The organism is Dyadobacter jiangsuensis (assembly GCF_003014695.1).
Lineage (GTDB): Bacteria > Bacteroidota > Bacteroidia > Cytophagales > Spirosomataceae > Dyadobacter > Dyadobacter jiangsuensis.
Genome location: NZ_PYAS01000010.1, coordinates 1 through 18172, shown reverse-complemented (window position 1 = coordinate 18172; position 18172 = coordinate 1). Strand labels below are relative to the sequence as shown.

Here is an 18172-nt window from a genome sequence, read left to right as displayed (position 1 = left end):
GAAATGACGATTTTATTGAATTTAACGCTTTTCGCGGCGTAATGTGGCTAAACCGGATAAGCGCCAGTCGCGTAGCGACGTAACATTGGTAGAAAAGGAAGAAGAACGTTTTTGAAAATCGCGTAGCGATGTAACAACAATGCAAATGCACAAACTGACCCGCAAAATCCTTTTGGCGATATTTAGTATCGCATTCAGTCCAGCCATTGCGCAGGACCGTCCGAACATCCTGTGGATCGTGAGCGAGGACAATACCATTCTGCTTGGCAGCTACGGTGATAAATTTGCCACTACTCCCAACCTGGACCAATTCGCGACGGAAAGTATTCGCTACAAAAACGCTTTCTCGACCGCGCCCGTGTGCGCTCCCTCGCGTAACACGCTCATTACAGGCATGTACCCACCTTCGCTCGGGACCGAGCATATGAGGAGCACGTATCCGTCACCAGCGTTCGTCAAGTTTTTCCCCAAATACCTTCGTGAGGCCGGCTACTACACAACCAACAATGCCAAAAAGGATTACAATACGCCGGATCAGCTGGACGCGTGGGACGAGTCGAGCAACAAGGCGACTTACAAGAACAGGAAGCCGGGCCAGCCATTTTTCGCCGTTTTTAATCTGAATGTCTCGCATGAAAGCTCGCTGCACGAGCCGTTGCCTGCCTTGAAACACGACCCTGAAAAGGTACCGTTGCCGCCCTACCATCCTGCAACGCCTGAGCTGAAACACGACTGGGCGCAGTATTATGACAAGTTGGAGGAAATGGACCGGCAGTTTGGGAAACTGTTGAAGGAATTGCAGGATGAAGGCCTGGCCGAGAACACCATTGTATTTTACTATGCCGATAATGGCGGTGTGCTGGCGCGCAGCAAGCGGTTTATGTACGAATCGGGATTGCATGTGCCTTTGATCGTCCATTTGCCGCCGAAGTATGCGCATTTGGCTAATCAGAAGCAGGGCAGCGTGTCCGATAGGTTAGTTACTTTCCTGGATTTTGCGCCGACGGTATTAAGTCTGGTGGATATCAAAGTCCCCGATTATATGCAGGGAGGGGCGTTTTTGGGCAAGCAACAGAAGCCGGAGCCAGAATATGCATTTGGTTTCCGGGGTAGGATGGATGAGCGGATTGATATGTCGCGGTCGGTGCGGGACAAGAAGTTTCGCTATATCCGGAACTATCTGCCTAACAAAATCTATGGCCAGTACCTGGAATATCTCTGGCGGGCACCTTCTGTGAAATCCTGGGAAGATCTTTATAAGGCAGGTAAACTCAATGCGGTTCAATCCAAATTCTGGGAACAGAAGCCCGCCGAGGAGCTGTTTGACGTCGACGCCGACCCGCATAACATCCATAACCTTGCGGATGATCCGAAATACAAGAAGGAGCTGGAAAGGCTGCGGAAAGCAAATGCGCAATGGATAGGCAATTATAAGGATGTCGGTTTTATACCCGAAGCGATCATTTACGAGATTGCCAAAACGGCGCCTTTGTACGATTATGCGCGAAGTGGCAAGTACAATTTCCCAAAGATCGTTGCCACTGCGGACATTGCTTCTTCCCGAAACCCTGCCAATGCGCCTGCGTTGATTCAGGCGCTCGGCGATGCTGACGCATCCGTGCGCTACTGGGGGGCCACCGGCCTCACTGTACTGAAAGCCGCATCGGGTAAAGTTGCATTGCAAAAAGCATTGAAGGACCCGGAAGTGGCGGTGCGCATTGCCGCTGCGGAGGCGCTTTACGTAACAGGTACCGACAAACCGGGTGCCATCGCCGCGTTAACCGACGCATTGAAAAGCGATAATCCTTACGCCCGTTTGCAAGCCCTGAATGTTCTGGACCTGACCGGAAAGGATGCTGCGCCGGCTATTGCAAATGCGGAGAAGATTTCAGAACAGAAGGCGGAAATGTTCGATTATGACATCCGTGCGGCGAAGGTGCTGCTCCAAAACTACAAGAGTTCAAAATAAAAAGTCGATAGCCGAGGCCAACCACCGAAAGCAGTAATCACTTTTAAACCCAATTTCAATGAAAACTTTCAGACCATTGTTCGCATTGGTATGGCTGCTCTTTGCCCATACCGTATTGCACGCTCAAACCTCTGCCAATGCGCAGGCCGCTCCCAGGCGCGACCTCGTTTCATTCGAGGAGTTTGAAGCGCGGCTAGCCAAAGCAGGCAAAAGCGCCCAGATCCTCGACGCCCGCCTGCCCGAGGAATACGCACAGAACCACCTCGAAGGTGCAACCAGTTTCAGTGTTGCCAACGAAGCCGATTTTTCGAAAGCCATTGCCAGGCTCGACAAAAGCAAACCGACTTTCATCTACTCCATCGCCAACGGCCGCAGCGGCAAGCTCGCCAAAGATCTCCGTGATAATGGATTCAAAGACGTTACCGAACTCCCGGGCGGATTGAGCAAGTGGATCGGTTTGGGTAAACCGGTCATCTCCACCGTAGGTCCCGGCCTTTCACTGAGCGACTACCAGGCTTCCCTGAAATCCGACAAACTCGTGCTCGTCGATTTCGGCTCGCGCTATTGCGGTTCCTGCAAAAAACTGGCTCCCATCGTTGATTCCATCAAACACGAGCAAGCGAGCTCAGTGAAGGTAATAAATATCGAGGCCTACGAAAATAAGGCGCTTACCAAAGAGTTGGGTGTGACCGCATTGCCGACGTTGATTCTTTACAGAGGTAACCAGGTGGTTTGGAAGAAAAGCGGCGTAACGCCGAAAGGGGAGATTGAAAGGGTACTTGCGGAAGCGAATTTGTGATACAATAACAGTCGGTACCTTATGTCGAGGTGCCGACTGTTATGAATATGTTATTCAGGAATTGGCCTCTGATTTCTGTTTTTCCCAAGGAAACGGGCGTGGCAATTTGGCCAGGCTTGCTGCGGCTTTCTCGTTTCTTCTTTTTAAAGCGGGAGAGTTTCTGATGATTTCATAAATTCTCTCTTTGTCTTTGAGAAGCTCTTCAAGTTTTGCTTCGTAGCTTTTGTCCTTTTCCATTTGATCGTACATAAGTTATCTTATTTAAAGTTAATAAATTAAATGAGTCCGACCAATATTGTATCATAGGCGATGCCGACGGAATATGAGTCAATTTTTCGGCCACTTGCACCCCAGAATTTAAAATCTTTGGATAGCTCCGCCCAGTTAGAATTTATTGCTCTTTGATAAAGTAAATTTCGATGATTTTTGCCTCGAAGAACAGATTTTTCGTCCATGTAGCCTTCGAATGATAATATGGAGTTGTGATTTCGCACCAGAAAGTCCATTGCTATTCGAACCACCGTTGCAATTACCTTTGGCATGTCTCCATTTCCGCTTCTGACGGAATCATCGAGCATCCATGTGTCATGAAAAGGTACCAGATCGCCAAAAGCCAAATTGTAAACAGAGGAGAAGGGATAGGTAAATGCGCTGTAAAGCGGGCTTATCAATACGCCCTTTACAATTCTGCCACGAATGCCTTCGCTTATAAATGTATAGGTAAAGCCGTCGGATCTTTTGCTGAATTGGTAGCAGTCTTTATTCATGTAAATAGTGTGCTTAAACAATACCCAAAGCACACTTCTACAAATGGTTTATCCCCAATTCCAGCACCAATGATCCTCCGGCAAAAAAATGCCCATTCAGTTTCCTGAACGGGCATGAGATAAAGTGCAGTAGCAAAGAAATCAGAATATAAACTTCGTGCTCAAAAAGTTGGAGGTGTCCTCATGCACGATTTCGTTGATCAGCTGCTTGTTCGCGGCGTTCATTTTGAAGGCTACGAGCGAGCGGATCGAGAAGGCGCGGATGGCGTCCGGGACGGAAAGGGTTCCTTCGGCGCTGTCTTTGCGACCGGTGAAAGGGAACACATCCGGGCCACGCTGGCATTGAGTATTAATGTTCACGCGGCTAACCTGGTTTACCAGCGGGTCGATGAGGGAGGCTACTTCATCGGCATTGTTACTGAAAATGCTTACCTGCTGTCCGTGGGTCGAATCGATGAGGAATTCGATGGTTTCTTCGAGGTCGTCGAAAGGTACCACCGGCACGATCGGGCCGAACTGCTCTTCGTGGTACAGCTTCATTTTGCTGTTTACCGGGTAAACCACGGCCGGGTAGAAGAACGAGCCTTCTGATTTGCCGCCGTTTTCGTTCACCACTTTTGCACCGTGCGCTTCCGCGTCGGTAATGCAGTCGTTAAGGTATTCGATTTTATTGGTTTCCGGGAGTGGGGTCAGGGCTACTCCTTTTTCCCACGGCATGCCGAATTTGAGCTCTCCAACCGCCGCGCTGAATTTTTCGAGGAAAGTGTCGGCTACGCTGCGGTGCACCCAGATGATTTTCAAAGCAGTGCAACGCTGACCGTTAAACGACAATGATCCGGTGATGATTTCTTTCACCGCAAGGTCGAGATCCGCCTCAGGCGTAACGATCGCAGCATTTTTCGCATCGAGGCCAAGTACTGCGCGCAGGCGGTTCACTTTCGGGTGCGATTTCTTTAATTCATTGGCTACTTTGCTGGAACCGATCAATGTCAGGACGTTGATCTTGCCCGACTGCATGAGCCCCGGTACGATGGCATTACCACGGCCGTAAATCACGTTTACAACGCCTTTGGGGAAACAGTCGCGGAACGCCTCCTGCAACGGGTAATGCAGCAGCGTACCGAATTTCGGCGGTTTGAACAGCAACGTGTTACCCATGATCAGTGCGGGGATCAGGGTGGTGAATGTTTCGTTGAGGGGATAGTTGAATGGTCCCATACAAAGTACCACACCCAGCGGAGAGCGTCTTACCTGTGCTGCAATGCCGTCGACGATATCAAAACCCGACGAGTCCCGGTCCAGGTTTTTGAGAGAATCGATGGTGGCATATATATACTCAACGGTACGATCAAATTCTTTCACGGAGTCAGCAAATGACTTGCCGATTTCCCACATGATGAGCTTGACGATAATGTCCTTTTTCTCGATCATCCGGCCGGTAAACTGCTCGACGCAGTGAATGCGCTCGGCTACGCCCATGGTCGGCCATTCGCCGCGGCCGCTGTTGTAGGCGGTAACAGCCGCTTCCAATGCTTCCGATGCTTCGGTAGCGGTACACAACGGGTAGCTGCCGATCAGCTTACGTTCGAGTCCGTTCGCGGTTTGCACGGCAATCGGTGAGAAAACTTCATGGAACGGACCGTCCCAGGTCTTCATTTCGCCATTGCAGAGGTACTCGCGCTGGTGGATCAGGGATGGCAGGCTGTACTCCGCAGGAATGTCCTTTTCTTCAACAAAGATGCTCCTTAACGTGGAATTGAAATCCATTGAATCAGATTTTTGTGGATAAGAATTGATTAAAAAAAATGCGCACTTGGATATGACGAAGTTTCGCAATTATATCCTTATCAACAAGTCGGATTTTGACGAAGTTTTATCTAAACCTGATTTCTTCTTGTCATTTTGAAAAAGCGCGTCATCAGGAAAATCGAAGCCATCGTTAGGCCGAGAATCAACCCCAGCCACATGCCCGAAGCACCCATTCCGAAATGGAATGCAAACGTGTACCCGACAGGGATACCGATCACCCAATAGGCGATCCCGATGAGGATGGTAGGCGTTTTGACGTCCTTAATACCCCTCAGCAAACCGGCGCCGATGGCCTGCGTACTATCCGAAATCTGGAAAACAGCTGCAAATAGCAGGAGTAATGCCGCCAGCGTAACCACCTCGGTATTATCGTTGAATGCCATCGGCAGGTGATTCCGCAAAAGGCCGAAGGTAATTGCGCAGAACGTGCCGTAGATCAGCGCGGTGACGAGCGTGCTTTTACCGATTACAAAAATTTTTGCCCAGTCGTTGCGGCCGAGCGCATTGCTCACGCGTATGGAGCCTGCCTGCGCGAGGCCCATTGATACCATAAATGTGAACGAGGCGCTGCTCAATGCAATCTGGTGCGCAGCCTGCGCCACAGCCCCCAGGGTTCCGATGATAATACCCGATACCGCAAATGCGCCGGCTTCCATACCGATCTGCAAGCTGCTCGGCACGCCAATGTGCAGGAGCTCACGCCACGTCTGCCATTTGAAATACCACTGGTTACGACCTACGGCAATGTATTTTTCAAAAGTTTTGTGTCTTAAAACCACGAAAAGCAATGCGAGGAACATCATGCTGCGGGTAATGAGCGTTGCCCAGCCTGCACCTTCGAGTTCCAGGCGGGGAAAGCCCCAGTTGCCATAAATGAGCAGCCAGTTGAGCATAATGTTGATTGGCATACCCGCCAGTGAGAAAATCATGGCCGTGCGGGTATGTTCCAGCCCATCGGCGAACTGTTTCAAAGTCATGAAAAGCAGCATCGGGATAATGGAAAGGCCCATAAGCCGCATGAACGGGATCGCCAGCTCTACTACCTCGGGGTCCTGGCCGAGGTTATGCAGGTAATCTTTTCCAAAAAGCAATGTGATGGAAATAGCCAGTGCGGTGAGCGTGCAAAGGCAGAAACCATTGAACAGGTAATGCGAAACCTGCTGTGCGTCGCGGCGGCCGTTGGCGAGCGATACCATTTGCGAAACGGAGATCGTCATCCCGATCCCGATCACGAACGGAATGTTCATCGCATTGATGACCAGCGCGGCCGCGGCCAGTTGCTTGTAGCTGATGGCGCCCACCATGGCGCTGTCGATGAGGTGAAGTGCCATTTGGGCCAGTTCACCGATGATAATAGGGAATGCTAGTCTTAAAGTTTGTGATGCTTCGTTTTTCATGGCTTTGTGTGGATCTGCAAAAAGACTGCAAAGGTACAAAAATCCGATGGAGGCTCAGAATCTTCATTTTAATATATCATTACGGTAGAGTAAAACGGGAAGGTAAAACGGTTTGTATGGGTAGCAATTTTTAAAAGCATTTGAGAAAATACTACAACAGAATAATGGCTATCAAAAGCAGTTTGAACAAGGGGGGGCCTCAGTGGAAATCGTATGGTTTTGTGGGGTTTGCATTGGTCCTCGGGATGTTGGGAATGACGCCCGCCATGGCGCAGAATAGTGGGAAATTAAAGGTTACAGGCAAGATTATCGATGGCGCGAGCAATGCGCCGCTGGGCTATGCAAGCATCCGGCTGTTCAAGACGGCCGACAGTTCGTTCGTCTCCGGTGCGATCACCGACGAAACGGGCGGTTTCATTGTCGACATCGCTGCGGGTACCTATTATGCATTGTCTGAATTTATCGGTTATAAGCCCCTTTACACTACTAATATAAAAGTGAGTGCCGCCAATTCTCCGCTCGACCTGGGCTCGATCAAAGTGGCGGCTTCGGCCAAAACGCTCGATGAGGTGACAGTCCAGGCAGAGAAGAGTTCGATGGAATTATCGCTCGATAAAAAGATATTCAATGTAGGGAAAGACCTGGCCAATGCGGGTGGTACTGCGGTGGATATCCTGACCAACGTTCCCTCCGTGGCAGTGGACGTGGAAGGAAACGTCAGCCTGAGGGGGAGCGGCAATGTACGCATTCTTATCGACGGCAAGCCTTCGGGGCTGGTGAGCATTAAAGGCGCGAGCGGGCTGGCCCAGTTGCAAGGCAGCATGATCGAGCGCGTCGAGATCATTACCAATCCATCGGCGCGCTACGAAGCCGAGGGTATGGGCGGCGTGATCAATATCGTTTTGAAAAAGGAGCGGAAAGAGGGCATTAATGGCTCGTTCGATATTATCACCGGACATCCTACCAACTTTGGCGGTGCCGCAAATGTGAATTACCGGAAAAAGAACCTCAATTTCTTTATTAACTACACGATGTCGTACCGGAATACACCCGGCAAAAACTATGTGTACCAGGAGGTTTACCGCAACGATTCGACCTTCATCATGGAGCGTGATATGAAGAGCAACCTGAAAGGCATGGCCAACAGCGCGAGGGGCGGTATCGATTATTATTTCAACTCTAAAAACGTCCTCACAGGCGCATACACGTGGCGCACGAGCAAAGGCAAGCGGTTTTCGACACTTAATTACCGCGATTACGTGTCGAACCTCAACAACATGACGAGCTACACGCGCCGCACCCAGGATGAAACCGAAACAGAGCCGAACTCGGAGTACGCATTGACTTACAAACGGACTTTCAACCGGAAAGGGCAGGAGTTTACTGCCGATGTGCGTTACCTCGATAACTGGGAGGATTCGGACCAGTATTACCATGAAAATGTGTACAAGCCGGATGGCAGCCCGTCGGGCATTCCGCCGCTATTGCAACGTGCCGTGAACTACGAAACGGAGAAGCAACTGCTTTTCCAGGCCGATTACGTACATCCTTTCGCGAAGGACGGCAAGATCGAGGCGGGTGGACGAAGCAGTTCGCGGGATATGACCAACGATTATACCGTGACGCAGCAGACCAGCGATGGCGGCTGGGTTACGCTGCCGGGGCTTACCAATGATTTTCTTTATGAAGAGAATATCAATGCATTGTATGGGATGATCGGGAACAAAACCGGCAAGTTTTCCTACCAGGGAGGCGTGCGGGCCGAGTGGACCGGGGTGACTACCACATTGAGAAACACCAACGAGGTAAATGCCCGCAAGTATGCCAACCTCTTCCCAAGCGTGCATGTTACTTATGATTTTGCCAAACAGAATGCATTCCAGCTGAGTTATAGCCGCCGCGTCCGCAGGCCGCAGTACAACGATCTCAGCCCGTTTGCGACTTACAGCGATAACCGCAACTATTGGAGCGGTAATCCCGACCTGAACCCGGAGTTTACCAATGCATTTGAGTTCGGGCATATCAAATATCTCAACAAAGGCTCGCTGACATCGTCGATTTACTACCGCCACACCAACGGCAAGATCATCAGCATTCGTACCGTGCAGGACGACGGAAGCTCCTACACCCGTCCAGAAAACCTCGGAACCGAGGATGCCTACGGCGCCGAATTTGCCGGCTCGTTTAACCCATACCCTTGGTGGAAACTCGATGGAAGCGCTAACTTCTTCCGGGCGATTACCGATGGAACAGGGGTAGATGAGGACTTTAAAAGCGACACTTACAGCTGGTTTATCCGCACGATGTCGCGGTTTACGCTCTGGAAAAATACGGATGTGCAGCTGAGGGGCAACTATGAAGCACCGCAGCAAACCCCGCAAGGTCGCAGAAAAGCGCTGGCAACGCTCGATCTGGCTGCCACAAGGGATATTCTGAGAGGGAATGGAACGCTGACGCTCACGGTTGTCGACGTTTTCAATTCCAGAAAATACAGGTCGATCACCGAAGGGGCCAACTTCTACACCCGCAATACCTCACAAGGGCGTTTGAGGCAGATTAATCTTACCTTAAATTACCGTTTGCACCAGGCGAAAAAGAAGCCGAAAGAGAGTCTGGAAGGGGAGTTTTAATGCAAATTAAATTTATTATCCGGTTTTTATTTTCTACCTTGTATATCCTTACAACGGAATTGATTGCTACCGTACCTCGTTTAGGTTGAATGTATGAGCAACTTTTATGTTATTTCATGAATACTTAAATTCAGGTTATGAGCACAAAACCAAATAAATCTATTTTCCTGGCCGACGACGATGAGGATGATTGCCTGCTGTTCGAGGACGCGCTCAGGGAAGTGAGCACTTCGACCGAGCTGCTGACAGCGAGCGACGGGGTGGAGCTGATCGACCTGATGGAGAAAACGGTACCGCCTCCGCCTGACGTCATTTTCCTGGATTTGAATATGCCCCGCAAAAATGGTTTTGAATGCCTGGATCTGATCCGTCAAACCAAAGCCTGGGAGCATATACCGGTAGTGATTTTTTCTACCACCGGCCAGGAAGAGATGGTGCGGAAGGTGCATGAAAAAGGAGCCAATTTCTTCATCCGCAAACCGGGATCGTTTCCAAAGCTGAAACAGGCTATCAAACAAATCCTGGATATCGACTGGACCAAGCACAGTTGGACGCCGGCACCAGAAAACTTCTATTATCAATATTGACTTCTCACGATTTGTCCACCTATTTTTGAAACATATTCTCCGTGAAAGCAGGTGGACAAGTCGAAACAACTCAATCAACATATTTCTAACAATGGCGAAGATCACCCCGAACAGGTGAATCTGGCGCCTTCTGCCGGCGAAAGCAACTTCTGGAACACCGTAAAGCAGGCTCCCGTAGGAATGATCATCCTGCGAGGGGAAGATTTTTTGGTGGAACTGGCTAATGATGCCTATCTCAACATTGTCGACCGTACGGAAGAGGAGCTCGTCGGGAGGTCGCTCTTTATCGGGCTGCCGGAGGTACGTGATTATGTGGAGCCGATTCTTCTGCGGGTTTTGCGGACGGGCATCGCCTATCACGGTAACGAGTTTGAAGTGACAATCCGTCGTTTCGGGCAGCCTGAGCTTTGCTATTTCAACTTTGTATACCAGCCGCTTTTTGAAGAGGATCCCGACCATGCATCCGGCATTATTGTGGTGGCCACGGAGGTTACCCAGCAGGTTTTGTCGAAACATGCCCTGCAACGCAGCGAAAATCAGTTCCGGAACCTGGTCACACAATCGCAGTTTGCGAAGGCCATTCTCAAAGGCCCCGAATTGGTGATCAGCATCGCCAATGAAAGTATGCTCAATATCTGGCGGCGCAGACTCGACGAGGTAGAGGGAAAAAAGCTCGTCGATGTTTTTCCTGAATTGAAAGGGCAGAAGTTCCTCACACTTTTGGATGAAGTATACCATAGCGCTAAAATCTACCGGGAAAATGAGGCAATCGCCTATGTCGATGGCCCCGGCGGATTGAAAAAGCATTACCTCGATTTTCAGTACGCGCCCATATTTGAAATCGACGGCAGCGTGTCCGGCATTATGGCCTCGGTGAACGACGTGACGGATAAGGTAACTTTGCGCCAGCAGTTCGCCGAAACTGCCGACAGGCTTTCGCTCGCTACCGATGGAACACGCCTCGGAACCTGGGACCTGAATATCCAGACGAAGGAAATCATCTATTCGGGGAGAATGGCGGTTATTCTGGGGTACGATGAGGATGCTGTACTCACACACAGTGAAATGCGGGACAGAGTTCACCCTGAGGACAGGCATAGCATCGTAGAGAGGGCTTTTCGGACAGCGTTGGAAACCGGCGTATATTATTACGAAGCGCGCGTTATCCACCTGGATGAGTCGATTCACTGGGTACGGACGCAGGGAAAGGTGTTTTTCGGTGAAGGGCATGTGCCGGTGCGGATGCTCGGGACCATGATGGACATTACCGACCGTAAAGAGTCGGAGCTCGCGCTGAAAACCAGTGAGGGAAAATTCCGGACCCTCGCGGATTCGATGCCGCAGTTTGTCTGGACGGCTGATTCGCAGGGATATATTACTTATTTCAATCGCTCACTACTCGACTACTCGGGTTTTACAGTGGAGCGAATTGAAAAGGACGGCTGGCTACCGCTGGTGCACCCGGATGATCTTGCGGGAAGTGTCGACGCATGGATTGAGTCGATTACGCATGGTAATGAATACCTGTTCGAGCACCGGCTGAAACGTGCCGACGGAGAATACCGGTGGTACCAATGCCGCGCCATTCCGCAGCGCAGTGCCGAAGGTACGATCGAAATGTGGGTGGGCACGAGCCTGGATATCCACGATAGTCGCCTGTTTATTGATCAGCTCGAAACAAAAGTACAGGAGCGGACCCAGCAACTGCTGGTGGCCAACAATGAGCTCGTGCGCACGAACATGGAGCTCGCGCAGTTCGCGTACGTAGCGAGCCACGATTTGCAGGAGCCTCTTCGGAAAATCCAGACGTTCGCCACGCGTATTCTCGAAACCGAGCGGGACAATCTTTCGGAGCGAGGTAAGGATTATTTCAACCGCATGCAGGCCTCGTCGACGCGCATGCAGCAACTAATCGTCGATTTGTTGGCTTTTTCCCGCGCAAATGTCGCTGAAAAGCACCTGGAAAACACCGACTTGAATCTGGTATTGCAAAGTGTGAAGGAACAGCTGGGTGATGTCATTCAGGTTGAAAACGCGGTGATTAAGAGCGATGTTCTGCCGGTAAGAGAAGTGATCACGTACCAGTTTGAGCAGCTGTTTATGAACCTGATCACAAATGCGCTGAAATTCATAGGTCCAGGCAGGACGCCGGTGATAGAAATCCGTTCGGGAGAGGTGCCGGGCGCTGCCATTCCGCTTGCCGGGGCCGACGCTACCCGCTTATACCAATATATCTCTTTCGCCGACAATGGCATTGGTTTCGATCCTCAATACAAAGACCGCATTTTTCAGGTGTTTCAAAGATTGCACAACCGTTCGGCTTATGAGGGCACCGGCATTGGGCTGGCGATCTGCAAAAAGATCGTGGAAAACCATCAGGGGCTGATCGACGCTGTTGGAAAGCCGGGCGTGGGATCAACATTCATTATCTACTTACCTGTCGCTTCCTGATCCAGGGCCGGTTTTTTACGGCCGGTGTAAGTAATAGCAATCCCGATCAGAATAACGACGCCCCCGGCGATCATCTGGGCGGTGATTTCTTCACCGATAAACATCCAGGCAAAAATGCCCGTCACCACGGCTTGGCTCAAAAGGCTGAGCGAGACGCTCTTGGCATCCATTTGCTTCATCGCTGAATTAATGGTGAGCCAGCCGATGAGTTGACAAACTAACCCCTGCACCACAAAAACACCCCAGATCACCGGTTCGAAATGCCAGATAGGCTGGTCGAACACGAGGCATATGGCGAAGAGGTAAATGCTCGAAACCGCCATACTGATGGTCATAAAACTGACAATGTCTATCTTGTTCAGCACGGTTTTACTGACCAGGATATAGGACGCGTAAAGTACTCCTGAAAGCATGGCCAGGGCAAACCCCAAGTCGAGTTTCATGCTAGTAAATGTGTCGATACCAATTAGAACGACCATTCCAATAAGAGCTACCAGCGTACCGAGCCAGAAGCGCGAACCAGGCTTGTCCGGCAAAAACAGAAATGTACCTACGCCCACCCACACGGGTGATAGGTTGGTTAATAAGGTAGCTTGTGTGGCATTGGAGTAGTGAATCGACAGGTTCCAAACGGCAATATCACTGGCAAAAATGACCCCGCAGAGTAGGATAGGTAGCCATAGTGTGCCAGTGGGCCATGTGAATTTCCTGCGAAACAACACATAGGGCAACAAGAACAGCAGCCCAAGAAGCATCCGGTAAAATGCAGAAGTAACGCCCGACACCGGCGCCCATTTCACCAGAACGGGAAAAATGCTGATACTGATAATCCCGATAATCAGGTTAATGCGGGGATTTGACATAAATCGGATAAATTGAGGGCAAAGATAACGAATCACTCAAACCGGACGGACATTGCGCGAGATTGACCAATACTTTATGGAAAAGCCTGAGCCGGCGAGGAGCTGTCTGCTTGCATTGCGGCATTTGGTACTGTCCTTTGATCCACAAATACGGGAAGACTGGCAATATAAAATGCCTTTTTACAAACTGGGCCGCAAACGGCTTTGCTATTTGTGGGAAGAGAAGAAAACAGGTACGCCCTACCTCGGTATTGTGGACGGCTATCTGCTGGACCATCCGTTATTACGCGCTGAAAAGCGTTCGAGAATGAAAATCCTGCTCATTAACCCCACCGAAGATCTCCCACTTGAAACCATTCACGAAATACTGGCACAAGCCAGGGCTAATCTTCGGATTCAATAACCTTAACGCGCCCGATTTCGCCGGATTCCAGCCGCACTTTAATGCCGTGCGTGTGCATGGGCGCTTTCGTCAAAATGTCTTTTACAATGCCTTCGGTCAATTTGCCGCTGCGCTGATCCTTTTTAAGTACGATCGAGACGGCGAGGCCAGGGGCGATATTCTTTCTTTCAGTTCCTGATAATGACGACATGCTAAGCCGCTTTCGCGGTTTTTATTTTTTGTAGAATCTTGATTTCGTCAATCGAAATCGTGCTGATGAGCTCGAACAGCCCGTTGATCGTTTTTAAATCGGACAGCATTTTGCGTACCGGCGACTGATCTGCCTTCTCGATCCCCAACTCCTTGATTTGCTTCTTGCGGTCTGCGAGAAGTTCGAGCAATCGCTGGTTTTGGGGCAGCGACTCCCGGACGATTTCGAGACTGTTCCCGGTTTTTCCGTCGATAATGTCCGTCGCAGCCTGCAACTGGCGGTCGATTTGCCGGGTCATCATTTCAAATTCAACTGAAAATTCGAGGTACTCCAATGTCTGCGCGTAGGTCGAAAGCGAGGCGATGTAGGAAGTAAGCATATGGCTCGTCGCGACGAATTGGTGGTATTCCTCCATATTCATCTGCTGGCGCTTGGGTTCGGAAAGCATTTTCTGAAAGTTATCTGAGAGGTTGGCCATTGCAATGATCGCATTCTTTCTCAGTAATTTCAATTCATTGATATCCAGTTGTTTTCCGGTGAATTTGGCCGCTACGATATCAAAGTATTTCCGGTTCGCATCCAGCGCCTCTTTCATGTATTGCTTGATTTGCGAATGCTCCCAAACCGGGAGGACGTAGGAAGAAATAATATAGGCAATCAGCGAACCGATCACGGTATCAACCACCCTGTCCTGCAAAACATTGGTCACATGCTGCGGATTCAGGAAGTGAAACGAGAGGATCACATATAGTGTAATGCTCGTGGATGCGACGAAATAATTGATTTTCAAGAAGCTGTATGCCAGTATCATCGAAATCATCATCAGGATGAACAGCGGCGTACTTTCCTGTATCAGGTAGAGCAGCAGAAATCCGATGATTACGCCCAGAATGGTCCCGCCGATCCGGTGGATATTGCGCTGCTTGGTGATACTGAACGCCGGTTTCAGGATCACCGCAATGGTCAGCAAGATCCAGTAACCATGCCCCACGTCGAAAAAGAGCGAAGCAGTGTATCCCGCCAGCAAGCCGAGCGTTACGCGAACCGCGTGCCGGAAATGGCTTGATTTGAGCGAAAGGTTATCGAGCAGAATGCGCGGATGGTAATCCTGTTTGGGTGTAAAATCTTCTGCTTCAACGGTCAGTTTGTAATCGTTGCTCACATCCGCTTCATACTTCGTAGCCCGGTGCAGCTTTTTCACGCGCTCGGTAACATCCTGCAAACTGTTGAGGATTTGGCGGAGCATGATAAAGTCCTCCATGTTGTCATGGTTCATCTTGTGCTCACGCATGCGCTCGAAGGCCCGTTGGCATTTGTTGAATGCCTCGTCGAGGTCGTGGCGCGGGTGGGAGGCATAACCGCTCTGTACGGCAAGCCCGATCTGCTGAATTTCAGCCGCCAGCCAGGTAATGTACGTTCCAAACAGCCGTAGAACCTTCGTGTGGTCGAATGCGCGGTGCAGGTTGGCGTAGTTTTGCTGCGAATTAAGTATCCTTTCGAAAAGATCGATGCTGTCGAGGAACATCAGCATCAGTATCCGGCTCTTGGTCGTCGATTCCGTTACGATTTCCCGTGTTTTAAACAAGATCTCGCGCAAGTTCTCGTGGTTTTCGCGGAGGATCACCTGCTGGTGCACCATCCGGTTGAACAGCTCGTCGTAATCGGGATTGGCGAAGTAATAATCCGCTTTAATGGAAAGCAGTTTGCCCAGTTCCACAAAATTTTCCCCCAGAAGCTGTTGAATAAGCTTATAGGGAAGCAGTTTTTGTAAAACCATAAACAATACAAAATACCAGATTCCGCCGGCCGAGAATATGGCCGCAGTTCTGAGTACCATGTCGCCGCTCAGGTGGTCATCAATATTAAATACAAAAACGAGCAGCGAAATGAGCCCGATGCTGTTCACGCGGTTGCCATATACGCCCACCAGCGAGAAAAACATGCCGAATACGATGATTTCAAGAAATATGATGAAGTGGAAATGCCGCAGGTATCCCGTAACGCAAGCCACAATGAAGCAGGTTAGAATGGCCACGAGCAACGCATTGCGTCTTCGGTGGTAAGGCCCCGGATTATCGGTGCCGCCGATCAGCAGCGTGCCGAGCGGGAAGGCGATCCACTCGCTTAATATGCCGTAATGATGAAAAATAAGGCTAGGGATGATCGTCCCGAGGGTTAGGCGTACACCGGTCGACAGGTAGTGGCTGGAAATAAACTTTTTGAACTCGTCGAGGTAATTCATGGAATCAAATCACGGTGTGTTATTGCAATACTACTATTTTAAATTTCGCAACCCAACAAAAGGCGTACCAAAATTTAATGCTTGCGTGAGCAGGCGTATCCGTCTGGCTTGGGCCGTTTTTTGTATATTTGGAAGGGATTAGGAGAAAGGAACCGGAGAAAATTTGGAATCTCCCCGTAATTTACGAACCATCGCGATCCCGTTATAGTTCTATTTCCAATGCTACTTCAACCAAAGTTTCCCTATTTTGAGAAAAAAGATTAAACGTAACGCAAGATTGGTCCGTTACGTCGTCTACAAAGAGACACTGATTGACTTCAAAGACCATTTCTGGACTTTCCTCGGCTCGTTCCTCGGCATCGGGCTCATTGGCCTGCTCAACGACAAGCAATTCACCGATTCCGATTCGTTGTTTTTGATTGGTTCCTTTGGGGCGTCTTCGGTACTCATTTATGGGATCGTGAACAGCCCGCTCGCGCAGCCGCGCAACCTCATAGGCGGGCACGTGATCTGCGCGCTCATGGGCGTGACGGTACATAAAATCATCCCTGACCAGATCTGGCTGTCATCGGCATTCGCGGTTTCGACTTCCATTGTATTAATGCAGGTAACCAAAACCCTGCATCCCCCCGGCGGCGCCACGGCGCTGATTGCCAACATCGGCTCGGAAAAGATCAAGGCGCTTGGCTATATGTACGTGCTAAGCCCGGTGCTCAGCGGGGTACTCATATTATTTTTTGTAGCTGTAATGGTGAATCGTTTTGCGGCGCACCGTAAGTATCCGGCCAACCGAAACTGGTATAAAGTGTGGGAACGCAAGTATTTCACCAGGGTTTAAAACAAAAATAGCTGCTCTTTCGGGCAGCTACTTTTTTGCAGATAAGAAACTTGTATTATTCTTCGGAACCAATTTTGCCGATCGCTTTGTCGATCACATACAGACCTGTTCCATCTTCACCAATTACATCGAAAAGCTCGATTGCGCGGCGTGCATTGTCTTCTTCTTCGATCTGCTCGCTCACGAACCATTGCAGGAAGTTTTCAGTCGCGTAATCTTCTTCTTTACGCGCTGCGGTAACGATCCGGTTGATCGATTGCGTTACGGCGATTTCGCTTTGAAGTGCTGTTTCGAATACGCTTTTGAAAGTTGGGTATTCCTGTTTCACACCTGAAATTTCAGGAGAGATCGCTGTGCCGCCTACTGTCATCAGGTAGTTGAAGATTTTCAGCATATGGGTGCGCTCTTCGTCCGATTGGTGCATGAAATACTTGGCGCTGTGCTTGAAACCGTTGCGGTCGCACCACGAAGCCATGGCAAGATATTTAGCAGAAGCTTCTGCTTCCATCTTCACCTGGTTGTTCAAAAGTATCTCTATTTCCTCTTTGAGGGAAGTACGTGCTCTAAGTAAGTCTTTCATGATTTTGCCTGTTTATTCGTGTATTAACAAGTGCAAATATCATGCGAAAGTTCATGATTCCAAATCGTTTTAGAAATTTGGAAACGGTCTAATATAGTCTGAATGAGTAATTTAGACTAATTCTTGTTCTGAAAAGAGCACTTCGTGGAGCATGGAATTGAGCTCGATCGCGAAATGAGTTCCGTTTACGAGTTCGCGCAGCTGGATCACTTCGCAAAGGGTCATTCTGTGGCCCATGTTCAGGCGGGGGACCTCAACGAACTCATAGTCAGATTCGTCCGACAGGTCGAAAAGTTTGCTGTGGATATCGATGCTGTTGATAAACCGGCGGAAATTCAAAAAATCCAGGATTTTAAAAGGAGCTTTGATATCGCCAAAGTGAAGGATAATACGGGAAGTTAAATCACACTGTACGCTGTAACCTTTAGCGGTACTGAACAATTCATTCTGGGTATTCACTGACAGCAAGGATTTGAATCGTGGAAATTGTTACACAAAGATAGATTCAAACTTTTTGCCAAGCAAGTTTATTTGTAAGCAATCTAATTAAATGAGGGTGACCCAAAAGCAAAAGCCCTTTTTCTACTATGTAGAACGAGGGCTTTTTTGTATTTTTAATTACGACATTAGAAATACATGGGCAAGAT

At 49.6% G+C, this 18172-nt stretch carries 16 protein-coding genes; 7 read left to right on the top strand and 9 right to left on the bottom strand.

Annotated features, from left to right (window positions below; translation table 11 throughout):
* Positions 1-145: 145 nt before the first annotated feature.
* Both CLV60_RS20305 and CLV60_RS20300 read left to right on the top strand, forming a co-directional pair.
* Positions 146-1969 carry a sulfatase-like hydrolase/transferase gene (locus CLV60_RS20305; RefSeq protein ID WP_106597440.1) on the top strand — a complete coding sequence of 608 codons (1824 nt, stop codon included), beginning with the start codon at positions 146-148 and terminating at the stop codon, positions 1967-1969.
* A 58-nt stretch (positions 1970-2027) separates the two neighbouring features.
* On the top strand, positions 2028-2768 hold the full coding sequence (locus CLV60_RS20300; protein ID WP_106597216.1) for a thioredoxin domain-containing protein: 741 nt from the start codon (positions 2028-2030) through the stop codon (positions 2766-2768).
* Positions 2769-2822: 54 nt separating this feature from the next.
* On the opposite strand, the gene CLV60_RS20295 is transcribed toward CLV60_RS20300, so the two are convergent.
* The 4 genes from CLV60_RS20295 to CLV60_RS20280 all read right to left on the bottom strand — a co-directional run bounded on the left by CLV60_RS20295 (position 2823) and on the right by CLV60_RS20280 (position 6741).
* Positions 2823-3005 carry a hypothetical protein gene (locus CLV60_RS20295; protein WP_146151577.1) on the bottom strand — a complete coding sequence of 61 codons (183 nt, stop codon included), beginning with the start codon at positions 3003-3005 and terminating at the stop codon, positions 2823-2825.
* A gap of 38 nt (positions 3006-3043) precedes the next feature.
* The gene (locus CLV60_RS20290; RefSeq protein ID WP_106597214.1) at positions 3044-3535 is read right to left on the bottom strand and encodes a DUF6934 family protein; all 492 of its coding nucleotides are present in this window, start codon (positions 3533-3535) and stop codon (positions 3044-3046) included.
* A 141-nt stretch (positions 3536-3676) separates the two neighbouring features.
* A complete protein-coding gene (locus tag CLV60_RS20285; protein WP_106597213.1) occupies positions 3677-5302 on the bottom strand; it encodes an NADP-dependent glyceraldehyde-3-phosphate dehydrogenase in 1626 nt (541 codons plus the stop codon).
* Positions 5303-5412: 110 nt separating this feature from the next.
* Entirely contained in the window at positions 5413-6741 is a 1329-nt protein-coding gene (locus tag CLV60_RS20280) for an MATE family efflux transporter (RefSeq protein ID WP_106597439.1), read from the bottom strand.
* A gap of 164 nt (positions 6742-6905) precedes the next feature.
* Between CLV60_RS20280 and CLV60_RS20275 the strand changes: the two genes are divergently transcribed.
* The 3 genes from CLV60_RS20275 (at position 6906) to CLV60_RS20265 (ending at position 12409) form a co-directional block, all read left to right on the top strand.
* The gene (locus CLV60_RS20275) at positions 6906-9371 is read left to right on the top strand and encodes a TonB-dependent receptor (RefSeq protein WP_229211063.1); all 2466 of its coding nucleotides are present in this window, start codon (positions 6906-6908) and stop codon (positions 9369-9371) included.
* Positions 9372-9508: 137 nt separating this feature from the next.
* Complete coding sequence (locus tag CLV60_RS20270) at positions 9509-9958, top strand: response regulator (RefSeq protein WP_106597212.1); 450 nt, start codon at positions 9509-9511, stop codon at positions 9956-9958.
* 51 nt (positions 9959-10009) lie between these two features.
* Positions 10010-12409, top strand: a complete 2400-nt coding sequence (locus CLV60_RS20265; protein WP_106597211.1) for a PAS domain-containing sensor histidine kinase — start codon at positions 10010-10012, stop codon at positions 12407-12409.
* Here CLV60_RS20265 and CLV60_RS20260 read toward each other — a convergent pair.
* Positions 12388-13272: a DMT family transporter gene (locus CLV60_RS20260; protein WP_106597210.1), complete on the bottom strand. Its 885-nt coding sequence runs from the start codon at positions 13270-13272 to the stop codon at positions 12388-12390. The two genes, CLV60_RS20265 and CLV60_RS20260, sit on opposite strands and share 22 nt — an antisense overlap.
* 76 nt (positions 13273-13348) lie before the next feature.
* Here CLV60_RS20260 and CLV60_RS20255 point away from each other — a divergent pair, with 76 nt between their 5' ends.
* Positions 13349-13675, top strand: coding sequence for a DUF1801 domain-containing protein (locus CLV60_RS20255; protein WP_211302261.1), 327 nt, complete (start codon positions 13349-13351; stop codon positions 13673-13675).
* Here the strand turns inward: CLV60_RS20255 and CLV60_RS20250 are convergent.
* Positions 13656-13865 (bottom strand): YwbE family protein, encoded by a 210-nt coding sequence (locus CLV60_RS20250; protein ID WP_106597208.1) that lies wholly within the window; start codon positions 13863-13865, stop codon positions 13656-13658. The two genes, CLV60_RS20255 and CLV60_RS20250, sit on opposite strands and share 20 nt — an antisense overlap.
* A 1-nt stretch (position 13866) precedes the next feature.
* The gene (locus tag CLV60_RS20245) at positions 13867-16107 is read right to left on the bottom strand and encodes an FUSC family protein (protein ID WP_106597207.1); all 2241 of its coding nucleotides are present in this window, start codon (positions 16105-16107) and stop codon (positions 13867-13869) included.
* Positions 16108-16351: 244 nt separating this feature from the next.
* Here CLV60_RS20245 and CLV60_RS20240 point away from each other — a divergent pair, with 244 nt between their 5' ends.
* Positions 16352-16945, top strand: coding sequence for an HPP family protein (locus tag CLV60_RS20240; RefSeq protein WP_170118832.1), 594 nt, complete (start codon positions 16352-16354; stop codon positions 16943-16945).
* 55 nt (positions 16946-17000) lie between these two features.
* Here CLV60_RS20240 and CLV60_RS20235 read toward each other — a convergent pair whose 3' ends face one another.
* Both CLV60_RS20235 and CLV60_RS20230 read right to left on the bottom strand, forming a co-directional pair.
* Positions 17001-17525, bottom strand: coding sequence for a ferritin (locus CLV60_RS20235; protein ID WP_106597205.1), 525 nt, complete (start codon positions 17523-17525; stop codon positions 17001-17003).
* A gap of 111 nt (positions 17526-17636) precedes the next feature.
* Positions 17637-17984: a hypothetical protein gene (locus tag CLV60_RS20230; RefSeq protein WP_223403296.1), complete on the bottom strand. Its 348-nt coding sequence runs from the start codon at positions 17982-17984 to the stop codon at positions 17637-17639.
* Between the last annotated feature and the right edge of the window lie 188 nt (positions 17985-18172).

Bases quoted from the DNA above. Each gene is read 5' to 3' on its own strand.
- CLV60_RS20275 (WP_229211063.1), top strand. From the start codon at position 6,906: ATGGCTATCAAAAGCAGTTTGAACAAGGGGGGGCCTCAGTGGAAATCG.
- CLV60_RS20280 (WP_106597439.1), bottom strand. From the start codon at position 6,741: ATGAAAAACGAAGCATCACAAACTTTAAGACTAGCATTCCCTATTATC.
- CLV60_RS20250 (WP_106597208.1), bottom strand. From the start codon at position 13,865: ATGTCGTCATTATCAGGAACTGAAAGAAAGAATATCGCCCCTGGCCTC.
- CLV60_RS20270 (WP_106597212.1), top strand. From the start codon at position 9,509: ATGAGCACAAAACCAAATAAATCTATTTTCCTGGCCGACGACGATGAG.
- CLV60_RS20245 (WP_106597207.1), bottom strand. From the start codon at position 16,107: ATGAATTACCTCGACGAGTTCAAAAAGTTTATTTCCAGCCACTACCTG.
- CLV60_RS20235 (WP_106597205.1), bottom strand. From the start codon at position 17,525: ATGAAAGACTTACTTAGAGCACGTACTTCCCTCAAAGAGGAAATAGAG.
- CLV60_RS20260 (WP_106597210.1), bottom strand. From the start codon at position 13,272: ATGTCAAATCCCCGCATTAACCTGATTATCGGGATTATCAGTATCAGC.
- CLV60_RS20295 (WP_146151577.1), bottom strand. From the start codon at position 3,005: ATGGAAAAGGACAAAAGCTACGAAGCAAAACTTGAAGAGCTTCTCAAA.
- CLV60_RS20290 (WP_106597214.1), bottom strand. From the start codon at position 3,535: ATGAATAAAGACTGCTACCAATTCAGCAAAAGATCCGACGGCTTTACC.
- CLV60_RS20300 (WP_106597216.1), top strand. From the start codon at position 2,028: ATGAAAACTTTCAGACCATTGTTCGCATTGGTATGGCTGCTCTTTGCC.
- CLV60_RS20305 (WP_106597440.1), top strand. From the start codon at position 146: ATGCACAAACTGACCCGCAAAATCCTTTTGGCGATATTTAGTATCGCA.
- CLV60_RS20255 (WP_211302261.1), top strand. From the start codon at position 13,349: ATGGAAAAGCCTGAGCCGGCGAGGAGCTGTCTGCTTGCATTGCGGCAT.
- CLV60_RS20285 (WP_106597213.1), bottom strand. From the start codon at position 5,302: ATGGATTTCAATTCCACGTTAAGGAGCATCTTTGTTGAAGAAAAGGAC.